The sequence below is a fragment of the Aquiluna sp. genome (assembly GCF_965064355.1).
Genome location: NZ_CBCHRQ010000045.1, coordinates 1 through 10,649 on the forward strand (window position 1 = coordinate 1; position 10,649 = coordinate 10,649).

Sequence of the window (10,649 nt, forward strand, 5' to 3'; positions counted from 1 at the left end):
ATTCGCCCAGAAGCCAGCTTTGTTATCGAGGTAGAGGGCGAGGATGCCGCTGCGGCTAAGACATCAACCCCGACTCAGTTCCACACCGGTCGGCTAAGTGCCGCTGGGTTTGAAGCTGCAGTATCTAACGCAATCACCAAAATCCAACAGAGCGAGCTCAAAAAGGTCGTGCTATCTCGTGACCTTGAGATGGTCTTAGATTCTCAACCCGACTTGACGACTCCGCTTGCAAGGCTTCGCTCTCGCTACCCAGATTGCTGGACCTACAAGGTTGAGGGTGTCTTTGGTGCATCTCCGGAGCTACTGCTTCGCGCAGAGCGCGGTGAGGTTTCGGCACGAGTGTTGGCAGGAACCGCAGGACGCGGAACCGACCCAGATGTTGATCGTGCAATCGCAGATGGACTTTCGCACTCGATCAAGAACAACAATGAGCACGGCTATGCGGTGCAGTCGATGGTTTCCGAGTTAGAGCCGTTCTGCGATTGGGTTGAGGCAGATTCTCAGCCATTCTCTCTAGCCCTTCCGGATCTTTGGCACCTAGCAACCGATGTTCGAGGAAAGCTCAAGCCGGCAATCAGCCTGCTGGATGTAATCGCAAGACTCCACCCAACCGCGGCGGTTGCTGGCACCCCGAGAGATTTAGCAATTTCGGTGATTGAAGAATTAGAACCTTATGACCGTGGTGGCTATGCCGGACCGGTTGGCTGGGTTTCTGCCGATGGCTCAGGAGAACTTGCAATCGCGTTGCGCGGTGGAATCATTGAGAGCTATGCAGACAAGGTAGTTGTTAGAGCAATTGCCGGCTGCGGAATTGTTGCCGAGTCTGACCCGCAGGCTGAGCTTGCCGAGACCGAGCTAAAGTTCCGCGCGGTTCGCTACGCCTTCGATTCCTAGAGCTGGTAGTCGATTAGCAGTTGCCCTGAGCGCTGCATGGCTTTGTTGAGTTCCTCGATAGAACCCACTGCCAAATACTCCCAGCCGTAGGCACTAGCCAGCGCTTTGAGGTCAACTCTCTGCGGCGTCAGGAACAGTTTTTCCAGGGTTGCCTCTGGCAACAGCTGAGCAACCTCAAGCTTTTTGAAAATCTCGCCACCGTGGTCGTTGCCAACAATCACCTGAATATCCAAACCCTGGATTCCCGAGAGGTTTAGCCCACTGGCATCGTGCAGCAAGGTGAGATCTCCAAGCAACACTCTGGTCTTCTTGCCGTTTTGGGCAAGTCCGATAGCAGTCGAAACTGTGCCATCGATACCGGCTAGGCCACGATTACCAAAAACCGAAATCTGCTTTGCAGAAAGCACTCTGTCCGCCTCACGAATGATCTGCGAAGCTCCAAAGAGTAGCTGTTCATTCTGCTTTGTTGCATCCCAAACTGCCTTGGCCAAATCGCCACGCTTTGAAACAAAGACTTCCTGCTTGACACACGAATCAACCCAGGATTGTTCAGCGCTGCCCAAAGGAATGAGCTGGTCGGCATAACCCAAGGCGTTGCCACTTGGATCAAAGTGCCCGTGAGTATTGCTTACGCAAACCCAAACTTTGGAATTCGCAATCAAGCGTTGAATGGGTCTTGAAAGAGTTGGCTTTCCAAAGACAAAAACCTGATCGACAGCTTGTCCAAGTTCACCACTGAGTGCACCGATGTAGTCGACAACAACCTGCTCTGAGTAGCGAGCGCCGGAGGTTGGCTCTGCCAGAAGTGGCAGATTCGCTGCCTTCGCAAACTCAACAGCTTTTGCTCCGGCACCAGCTCCGGCAACAACTACCGCACGGTCTGAAATGACCACCTCGAGACTTGAGGTCTCAGACGTCACCGGGTGCAGGGAGATCTCCTCAACTGTGATCTCGCTCGCGTTAGGAGTTAGGTCGCTAAGCGGCTCTTGGAACTGCAGGTTTAGCTGCACAGGCCCTGGGTGCTCGCCGGTGGCAAGCTCGATGGCCTCTATTGCTAGAGCTCTGGCACCGAATTCCTCTCGCTCTGGGACACTCACATCGATGCAGCGAATCACAGCGTCGGCGAAGATGCCGACCTGATTAGTGGTTTGGTTTGCGCCTTTGCCACGCAATCTGGCTGGTCGGTCTGCAGTTAGCAAAATCATTGGCACACCACTGTGGTGAGCCTCAAGAACAGCGGGGTGAAGATTCGCAACCGCGGTTCCGCTGGTGGTGATCAAAACCGAAGGCCTGCCCGATGCCATTGCACGACCAAGTGCGACGAACCCCATTGATCGCTCATCAAGGCGAATGGTTAGGTCTGCTTTGGATGCGCTTGCCAACTGGTCGGCTGCCATAGCCAAAGCCTGTGATCTTGCTCCCGGAGCTAGGTACAAGTGCTTAGCGCCAGAGGCGACCAGGGTCGCCAATAGCTCTGCAGCAAATGTTTGGGAGCTTGGGTTTGTCACTTCTTGTCGTCTTCGTCTTTCTTTAGCTTGCGCTGCAGATCGCGAAGGAAGTTTGGATCATCGTCGGGTGCGACATATCGTTTGTTCTTTTGACCACCCTGTGGACCCTTACCCAACGGTCTTCCAACCATCAGGTACAAAAGGCCACCGAAGAAAGGGATAACCAGGCACAAAAGCACCCATACCCACTTAGGCAAAAGTCTTACTTCGCTCTTGTTTGCCGCAGCGGCAAAGACGGTGGTGAAAACCGTGAAGATAACCAAAAATACGATCGAGGCAATTGCCAGTCTTGTCATACCATCAACCCTAATTCAGACTCGCCTAGACTTGTAACCGTGAAGAACCCTTGGCTTGGCTACACCCTGCTCCGATTGGGCATGTTCTTCGGTATTTTTGCTGTGTTCATGCTCTTGAATTTCGGCCCACTGTTCTCAACTGTTTTTGCGGCAGCTATCTCCTTCGCGCTCTCCCTTATGTTTTTAGACAAGCAACGAGATGCCCTCAGCGCTTCTGTTGCCAAGAAACTCTCGCGTGATGCTAGCGGCAGCTATCAGGACGACGAAAGCGATCTAGAGAACGACGTTCTGGACTCAGAACGAAACGACAAAAAGCCCGAGGCCAACAAGTAACCCAAAGCCAAGGCCCGCAAAGCTAGTTAGCTTTAGCGCCGAAATGTAGTCCTTCGGACCCTTGCCCTTGACGCCAGCCAGCAACGCTGGAAACACCAGCATCAGATTGGCAAGGCCAATGATGGTCGCCGGGTAGAGGGCAGCCAAAAACAGGTTGAAGATAACCGGTAAAACCAAAAGTGCTCCAAAGAGCCACTTTGATGCCCGCACTCCGATGCGAACCGAGAGGGTGTTCTTGCCACTTTCGCGGTCAGTTTTCACATCGCGAATGTTGTTCACCAGCAAAACGGCGGTGGCATAGAAACCAAAGTTGATACCCAGCAGAACTGCCATGGCATCCACCTCAAGAATTTGAATGTATGCGGTGCCAACGGTGGCAATCAAACCAAAGAAAACAAATACTGCAATTTCGCCAAGCCCGGCATAGCCATAGGGCGACTTACCTCCGGTGTAATACCAGGCGGCAATGATGCATAAAACCCCAACTGCAATCAACCACCACTGACCGGTTATGAGCACAATCGCAAGACCTGCCAGAGTAGCCAAACCGAAGGTTAGCGCTGCGGCAAGTTTGACTGCCTGAGGTCTGACCAAACCGGAACCGGTTAGGCGAAGTGGGCCCACTCGATTTGCGTCGGTGCCACGAATGCCGTCGGAATAGTCATTCGCGTAGTTCACGCCGATCTGCAACAACAGCGCAACCAGCAGTGCCAAAGAAGCCAGTAGTGGATCAAAACAATCAACCAGATCTGCGCTTGCAGAACCAAGCACGATAGGCGCTACGGCAAGCGGCAGGGTTCTAACCCTTGCGCCGGTGATCCAGTTTTTTATCGACATAACCCACAAATGCTATTCGCTCAAAAGCTTTGCAATTGCCACAAGGTCGGCTTTGCCGCTGAGCAGCCTTGGCAATGCCTCAACCCAGAGCACCCGATGTGGCTTAGCGGCTACTGATAACTGTTCCAGGGCTGCATAGTCGATATCCGGAGCTCCTGAGTAGACCAAGCCAACCGACTCGCCCCAGCTGGTTGCAATCGCTACGGCTGCGACCTCTTTGACGCCCGCAATCTCCAGTGCTTTTGCCTCGATTGCCTCAAGGGCTACCTTGTGACCGCCGGAGATGATTACTCGGTCGGCACGGCCGGTGACATAGAGCTTGCCGTCACGAATTTCACCGAGGTCGCTGGTTAGAAACTCCTTTGGCAATCCATTTGCCAAGACCTCTCCTGAGATGGCAATTCGACCGTCACGAATGTTCACAGAGACCCCGGCAAGTGGAACTGAGTCATAGACGCAGCCACCTGCTGTCTCGCTCATGCCGTAGGAGATAACAATTTTTACGCCCAAAGCACGCAGCTGCTCCACGACTGACTGATCTGGCATTTGTCCGCCAACCAAAATGGCATCAAAGCGACGAAGTAGCGAAAGAGAATAGTCATCGGTCTTGACGGCATCTAGCAGTCTTGCAAGTTGGGCCGGGACCAAAGAGGTAAAGCGTTTTTGCTCGGTCATCAAAGATGCGGCCCTAAAAAATGCGTCCGCCGTAAATGGCAATTGGGAGTTCATAATCACCGGTTGGGTATCGGCAATCACGGAGCGAACAAGCACGTTTATGCCGGCGATGAACTTGGTTGGTAGTGCAAGCAGCCACTGGCCTTGGCCTCCAAGGCGCTCAGCCGAGGCTTGGGCGGATGCTCTAAGAGCAGCCTCTGATAATTCGATGCGCTTAGGAGTTCCGGTTGAACCAGAGCTCTCAACAATTAGTGCAACATCACTTGAAACTTCGTTTGGTAAACCGTTGACCTCAGGCATCAATCCGTTGAGCTCAGGATCTGTTATGAAAAGCGCGATTTTGCCATCCAGCAATTCGACGCAGCTAGACAGCGCACGAAAAGTGTCGTTAGCAGGAATCAGGCGAAGCGGTTTCATTAGTAGTGCCAGGGGGTGTCAGACCAGTCTGGCTTGCGCTTCTCCAAGAATGCGTTCTTACCCTCGGCAGCCTCTTTGGTGCCGTAGGCAAGGCGGGTTGCCTCGCCTGCAAACAGCTGCTGTCCAACCAGGCCGTCATCAACCGCGTTGAAGGCATACTTCAGCATGCGAATAGCAGTTGGGGATTTTGCCAAGATGTCCTCGGCCCACTCAAGCGCTGTGCTCTCCAACTTGTCGTGGTCAGCAACCGCGTTCACAACACCCATTTCGTAGGCGCGCTGAGCGTCGTATTCGCGACCTAGGAAGAAGATCTCACGGGCAAACTTTTGACCGGTTTGACGTGCAAGGTAGGCACTACCGTAGCCGGCATCGAAGGAACCAACATCGGCATCGGTCTGCTTGAAACGAGCATGTTGACGAGAAGCAATCGATAGATCGCAAACCACATTCAAGGAGTGTCCGCCTCCGGCAGCCCAGCCAGAGACCAGTGCGATAACGACCTTTGGCATAAAGCGAATCAGGCGCTGCACCTCAAGAATGTGCAATCGACCAGCGGTACCAGGTCCATACTCGTAGCCGGCATCGCCTCGAACCCTTTGGTCGCCCCCAGAGCAAAACGCCCAGACGCCGTCCTTTGGAGATGGTCCATTTCCGGTGAGCAGCACAACGCCAACATCGCTGGAAGCTCTGGCATGCTCAAGGGTTTGGTAGAGCTCGTCTACGGTTTGCGGTCTAAAAGCATTTCTAACTTCTGGACGCGAAAAGCCAATCCTCACAACACCAAGGGTGTTGTGACGGTGGTAGCTGACGTCGGTCAACTCCTCAAAACCAGCAACTGAATGCCAAAGGTTTTGATCAAAGGTCTCGGAAATCGAATTTGCCATGCAATTAGACTAATCGGGTGTACGGGGAGAAAATAACCCAAATCAGCGTTGTGAGCATCCCAATGCTGACCAAATTCCGCGGCCTAAGCCACCGCGAGGCACTAATTTTCAAGGGCACCAAGCGCTGGGCTGAGTTCTCCCCTTTCATTGAATACTCAGACCAAGAAGCCAGTAACTGGCTGGCTGCAGCTTTGAGCTTTGCAAATCAAGATCTACCGAAACTTAACAGAACATCTATTGGTGTGAATGCAACCCTGCCTGCGGTTAGCCCAGACCAGGTCGAAGATGTCCTTCGCAAATTTGGTGAATTCTCGACCGTGAAGATCAAGGTCGCCGAAACCGGACAAACGCTGACCGATGACATTGCCAGGGTTTTGAAGGTCACAACCAGCTACCCCAATGCCAGGATTCGACTCGATGCAAACGGCAACTTCTCCCCTGAGCAAGCGCTGGAACTTTTGGCACAAATCCCGCTTGAGCGACTTGATTACTTTGAACAGCCCTGCGCCAGCATCGAAGAGTTAGTAGAACTTAGAACCACCATCAAGCACCTACGGCTAAATGTTCTTATCGCTGCCGATGAATCAATCCGCAAGGCAAGTGATCCAATCGAAGTTGCTCAAAGACAAGCGGCAGATATCGTGATGTTGAAGGTTCAGCCGCTAGGTGGCATTGAGCGCAGCCTAGAAATCGCAAGGCAAACCGGTTTACGAGCTGTGGTTAGCTCAGCGCTCGAAACAAGCATTGGACTATCCCAGGGAGCGTTCTTAGCGGCAGCACTGCCAGAGCTTGATTTCGACTGCGGACTTGGCACCTTGAGCCTTATGGAGTCAGACATCACGCTTGAGCCACTCAGGCCAGTTGCGGGAAGAATTACCCCGCGTGAGATTCAGCCAGATGCCGCTCTTTTGAAAAAGTACGAAGCGAGTCCCGAACGAACTCAGTGGTGGCTTGCGCGCTTAGAGCGCTGCTTTGACCTTTTAGAGGCCTGAGTAAACGTGCAGTCCCTTGAAGAACTGGTTCACGATTGTGAAGTTGAAGATGATCGCAAGGAATGCCACTAGACCCAACCAGGCTGCTCGCTTACCGTTCCAGCCCCTTGTTGCCATGGCGTGCAGGTAACCGGCGTAGAGCGTCCAGATGATGAAGGTCCAAACCTCTTTGGTGTCCCAACCCCAGTAGCGGTGCCAGGCTCGCTCTGCCCAGATTGCACCTGCGATCAAGGTAAAGCTCCAAAGCACAAAACCAACCACGTTGAAGCGGTATGCCAATCTCTCCAGATGCTCAAGCGCTGGGAACAGCTCCATCAAACGCTTTGCAACGCTGCTGGATTTGACCAGGTATGCAATGTGAAGGCCTGCGGCAATTGCGAAGAACGAGGTTGCCAGAATCGCAACCACAACGTGGATAACGAGCCAGTAGCTCTGCAGCGCCGGCATCAAGGTTTTGACCTCAACGTAGAAAAGTGAGACCGCAGCAAAGAGGGTCACAAGCACAAAACCGGTAACGAAAGTTGCGATAAAGCGAACGTCCTTGATCTTCAAAGAAGTCAGGTAAACCAACAGAATCAGTAGCGCAGATGAGATAGAGAACTCATACATGTTTGCCCATGGCACCCGGCCTGCGGCAATGCCTCGCATCACAACACCAATCGCCAACACCAAGGTGCCGACGGCGGTGACAATAAAGCCAATGCGCTCAAGACTTGATGGCTTGGCGCGCTCTTCGGGCGTCTGACCTAGGAGCTTTGACAGCTGAAGTGAGAACAGCACCAGAGCGAGCGCAATAAACGCCATCGCTGCCGAAACAAACAGCAGCGAGATCTGGGATAGCGGCTCATTCAGGACAATCGTCATTTACTTCCAACCTTGGATTCAATTTCGTTTCGGACTTCGATCAAGACTTCTTCGAGTCTTGGATCATCACTGCGAGCCAGAGCAGCTAGCTCTATTGTCCCATCTCTATTGCGTCGAATCCAAATTCGGCGACGCGGGGTCATTAGTGACAGCCCCATTGAGAAAAGTGCCAGCAGGGCGAACAGCAATACCCAAATGCCACCGGGGTTATAGGCAACATCTAGCGATGCGAATCGAAGTAGGCCATCGAATCTGACCTTGCCTAATTGGTTTGGTAGGTCGACCGTCTCGCCGATGCGCAGCTGGATCGGGTCGTTTGGTCCATCTCGTGATGCCACGACCTCTAGGTTTTCGGTGTCCAGCGCAAAGACGTTCTTGGGAACACCTTCATCCAGCCCCAGGTCACCGGAGTAGACATTCATGGTCAAAAGCGGATCAATCGGATCTGGGTAAATCGAGGTGTAAGCACCTGATTCCAATTGCTCGGCGGTTGGGTAGAAGAAGGCGATGATGCCAACCTGCTCGGGAAGTGCATCTGGGACCTTAATGACTCCCAGCGAGGTCATATTCGAATCCTGCGGCAAGAAAACGCTCGGGCCTGAAAACGCAACGTTCCCCTCACCGTCAAAGACTGTGATCACCGGAGCAAACCCATTACCGGTGAGGTAAATGCTCGCGCCCGGGGCCTCCAGCGGGTAGTTCACTCGAACCTCAGATTGCTTTCCTTCCGAGGTAACGCTTGCGATGAAGTCGATTGGTTGACCGAGATTATTTGGATTCTGCAGGTCATACAACACCTGGAAATCATCCAGTCGAACGCTGAATGGTGAAAGCTGTGACTCATCGAAAAACGGACCCGGTGAGAAGGAGTCATAACTAGCCAGGTTGTTCACGAAGCTATCGCCAACCACCAAAACTCTTTGCCCGCTAAAGCTCAAACCGCCTCCGACACCAACCGCGATTAGAACTCCGATCAGCGAGAAGTGGAAGACCAGGTTGCCGGTTTCCTTGATGTAGCCCTTCTCGGCAGAAACAGAGTCTTGGTGCATAGCAACCTTGTAGCGCATTGATTTCAAAACCTGCAATGCAGTCTCTAGGTAACCAGCCTGATCTTTCGCTTTTTGGTGAACCGGCATGCGCTTTAGGTTCTGCGGAGTCTGAACCGGCTGGGCTCTTAGCGCCTCAAAGTGAACCTTGGTTCTTGGGACAACGCAGCCAACCAGTGACACAAACAAAAGGATGTAGATCGAGGAGAACCAGATCGATGTGTAGACATCAAAGAGCTGGAAGTCATCCATAACCTCAGCGACGTCTGGGTTGTTGTCAAAGAAAATACGCACACCATTTGGATCAGCCGAGCGCTGTGGGTAGACCGAACCAGGAACCGCAGCAATCGCTAGTAGCAGCAACAGAAACAGTGCCGTGCGCATCGAGGTCAGCTGACGCCAGAACCAGCGAGGCCAAAAGATCAAACTAGAGAATAAGTTCGAAGCCACTTTGCACCCCCTGCATCCAAGTCAGGAACTGGCCCCATAGGCCTGTCATCAATAGCAAGCCGATCAAAATCAGAAGGCCCCCGCCAAAGAGGTTGAAGGTCCTGAGGTGCTTTTTCACAAAGGCCACGCTCGACACTGCCCAGTTCATTCCAAGCGCAATCAGAACGAATGGAATGCCGATACCTAGCGAGTAGACGGTCGCAAGAATGCCACCTCGAACCGGATCACCGGTGGTTGAAGCGAGAGTCAAAACCGCAGCCAGGGTAGGGCCAATGCAAGGTGTCCATCCCACGGCAAAAACCACACCCAAAAGCGGTGCTCCAGCAAGCCCAACCTTTGGGCTAAATGGAATCTTTATGCTGCGCTGCAGAAAATCAAACTGCCCGATCATGGCAAAACCAAAAACTATAACCAGCAAACCCAAGACAAACTGCACCCAAAAACTGTTGGCAAAAAATAGCAGTCCCGCCGAACCCGCAAGTACTCCGAGCGATACGAAGACCACCGTGAATCCAAGTACAAATAGCACCGCACCCAAAACCAACTTGGTCTTGCTTTGCGCAGCACCCGATACGTATCCGAGGTAACCCGGAACCAATGGCAAGACGCAAGGCGATAGGAAGGTAACCAAACCAGCCAGCAGCGCAATTGGCATGGCTGCCAAAAGTGATCCGTTGAGGATTACATCTGCTGGATTCACTCGGCTACCACGGTCTCAATCAGTGTCTTGAGAATCGATGGATCGATTCGACCCAGAATTCTGGAGGCAACCTTGCCCTGCTTGTCGATGACCAAAGTTGTTGGCACTGCCTGAGGGCGTACAACTCCCTGAAAAGCCAAGGAGACAGCCCCGGATTGCGCGTCGATGATTGAGGGAAAGCCGATTTCAAACTTGCGATCAAAAGCCAGTGCGGTTTCTGCCGTATCACGAACATTCACACCAACAAACTGCACGCCTTGATCCTGAAACTCTTTGTGTAGCGCTTGCAGATCCGGAGCTTCAGCTCGGCAAGGAGCACACGCTGAATACCACCAGTTCATGACCACAACTTGGCCCTCTAGGGCCTTGGAATCAAGCATCTGTCCTGACTCGGTCTCACCGGTAAAGGGCAGAAAGGTTGGTCTTTGAGCCGAGTCAAACTCGGTGACGGTGCCATCGCCTGCGATGTAGTTCTTAGAGTCCCCAGAGCGAAACTGGTCTGCTAATGGATCCGAGGTACAGCCGACCAAGCTCAGTGCAATCGAGCCGACAATAAAGATGACTAGTGCGATGGCAACCGCTCTTTGAGTTTCTTTCTTCACACCGCACCTCCATCCTTCGCTGATTCGCTCAGTCTTGCTGCTAGCTCTAAACCAGGCTCGCGGTAGTCAACTTCCACCAACTTGCCATCCACCACCTCGAACGATGTGATCGACGAAAGCGAACACCTGCGGTTTCTAGGGTCGTGCGGCA

Annotated in this window: 12 protein-coding genes; 3 read left to right on the forward strand and 9 right to left on the reverse strand. The window is 52.9% G+C overall.

All coding sequences use genetic code 11. The annotated features are described in order from the left end of the window. A partial coding sequence (locus AC128V_RS04915; protein WP_482763569.1) for an isochorismate synthase occupies window positions 1-894 on the forward strand: 894 nt, incomplete at its 5' end. On the opposite strand, the gene menD is transcribed toward AC128V_RS04915, so the two are convergent. Further along, a complete protein-coding gene (gene menD / locus AC128V_RS04920; protein WP_482763570.1) occupies window positions 891-2,402 on the reverse strand; it encodes a 2-succinyl-5-enolpyruvyl-6-hydroxy-3-cyclohexene-1-carboxylic-acid synthase in 1,512 nt (503 codons plus the stop codon). The genes AC128V_RS04915 and menD overlap by 4 nt on opposite strands. Next, window positions 2,399-2,698, reverse strand: a complete 300-nt coding sequence (locus AC128V_RS04925; RefSeq protein ID WP_482763571.1) for a PLD nuclease N-terminal domain-containing protein — start codon at window positions 2,696-2,698, stop codon at window positions 2,399-2,401. Before AC128V_RS04925 ends, menD begins: the two co-directional genes overlap by 4 nt. Before the next feature lie 39 nt (window positions 2,699-2,737). On the opposite strand from AC128V_RS04925, the gene AC128V_RS04930 reads away from it, so the two are divergent. Next, window positions 2,738-3,031: a DUF4229 domain-containing protein gene (locus tag AC128V_RS04930; protein WP_482763572.1), complete on the forward strand. Its 294-nt coding sequence runs from the start codon at window positions 2,738-2,740 to the stop codon at window positions 3,029-3,031. Here the strand turns inward: AC128V_RS04930 and AC128V_RS04935 are convergent. Genes AC128V_RS04935 through AC128V_RS04945 form a run of 3 tightly spaced genes read right to left on the reverse strand, consistent with a single transcriptional unit; the run spans window position 2,993 to window position 5,844 of the window. Next, on the reverse strand, window positions 2,993-3,868 hold the full coding sequence (locus AC128V_RS04935; RefSeq protein ID WP_482763573.1) for a 1,4-dihydroxy-2-naphthoate polyprenyltransferase: 876 nt from the start codon (window positions 3,866-3,868) through the stop codon (window positions 2,993-2,995). The two genes, AC128V_RS04930 and AC128V_RS04935, sit on opposite strands and share 39 nt — an antisense overlap. 12 nt (window positions 3,869-3,880) lie before the next feature. Beyond that, window positions 3,881-4,960: an AMP-binding protein gene (locus AC128V_RS04940; RefSeq protein ID WP_482763574.1), complete on the reverse strand. Its 1,080-nt coding sequence runs from the start codon at window positions 4,958-4,960 to the stop codon at window positions 3,881-3,883. Next, window positions 4,960-5,844 carry a 1,4-dihydroxy-2-naphthoyl-CoA synthase gene (locus tag AC128V_RS04945; protein WP_482763575.1) on the reverse strand — a complete coding sequence of 295 codons (885 nt, stop codon included), beginning with the start codon at window positions 5,842-5,844 and terminating at the stop codon, window positions 4,960-4,962. Before AC128V_RS04945 ends, AC128V_RS04940 begins: the two co-directional genes overlap by 1 nt. Before the next feature lie 17 nt (window positions 5,845-5,861). Here AC128V_RS04945 and AC128V_RS04950 point away from each other — a divergent pair, with 17 nt between their 5' ends. Next, the gene (locus AC128V_RS04950) at window positions 5,862-6,836 is read left to right on the forward strand and encodes an o-succinylbenzoate synthase (protein ID WP_482763576.1); all 975 of its coding nucleotides are present in this window, start codon (window positions 5,862-5,864) and stop codon (window positions 6,834-6,836) included. Here AC128V_RS04950 and ccsB read toward each other — a convergent pair. From ccsB to AC128V_RS04970, 4 genes are read right to left on the reverse strand one after another with little or no spacing between them, the layout of a single operon-like run. After that, a complete protein-coding gene (gene ccsB, locus AC128V_RS04955; protein ID WP_482763577.1) occupies window positions 6,825-7,700 on the reverse strand; it encodes a c-type cytochrome biogenesis protein CcsB in 876 nt (291 codons plus the stop codon). The two genes, AC128V_RS04950 and ccsB, sit on opposite strands and share 12 nt — an antisense overlap. After that, window positions 7,697-9,196, reverse strand: a complete 1,500-nt coding sequence (gene resB / locus AC128V_RS04960; protein ID WP_482763578.1) for a cytochrome c biogenesis protein ResB — start codon at window positions 9,194-9,196, stop codon at window positions 7,697-7,699. The genes ccsB and resB overlap by 4 nt, the downstream gene beginning before the upstream one ends. Then, entirely contained in the window at window positions 9,174-9,896 is a 723-nt protein-coding gene (locus AC128V_RS04965) for a cytochrome c biogenesis CcdA family protein (RefSeq protein ID WP_482763579.1), read from the reverse strand. Before AC128V_RS04965 ends, resB begins: the two co-directional genes overlap by 23 nt. Further along, window positions 9,893-10,498, reverse strand: a complete 606-nt coding sequence (locus AC128V_RS04970; RefSeq protein ID WP_482763580.1) for a TlpA family protein disulfide reductase — start codon at window positions 10,496-10,498, stop codon at window positions 9,893-9,895. The genes AC128V_RS04965 and AC128V_RS04970 overlap by 4 nt, the downstream gene beginning before the upstream one ends. Window positions 10,499-10,649: the final 151 nt, after the last annotated feature.

Excerpts from the sequence above, each read along its gene's own strand:
- ccsB (WP_482763577.1), bottom strand. The coding sequence starts at position 7,700 with ATGACGATTGTCCTGAATGAGCCGCTATCCCAGATCTCGCTGCTGTTT.
- AC128V_RS04945 (WP_482763575.1), bottom strand. The coding sequence starts at position 5,844 with ATGGCAAATTCGATTTCCGAGACCTTTGATCAAAACCTTTGGCATTCA.
- AC128V_RS04935 (WP_482763573.1), bottom strand. The coding sequence starts at position 3,868 with ATGTCGATAAAAAACTGGATCACCGGCGCAAGGGTTAGAACCCTGCCG.
- AC128V_RS04940 (WP_482763574.1), bottom strand. The coding sequence starts at position 4,960 with ATGAAACCGCTTCGCCTGATTCCTGCTAACGACACTTTTCGTGCGCTG.
- AC128V_RS04925 (WP_482763571.1), bottom strand. The coding sequence starts at position 2,698 with ATGACAAGACTGGCAATTGCCTCGATCGTATTTTTGGTTATCTTCACG.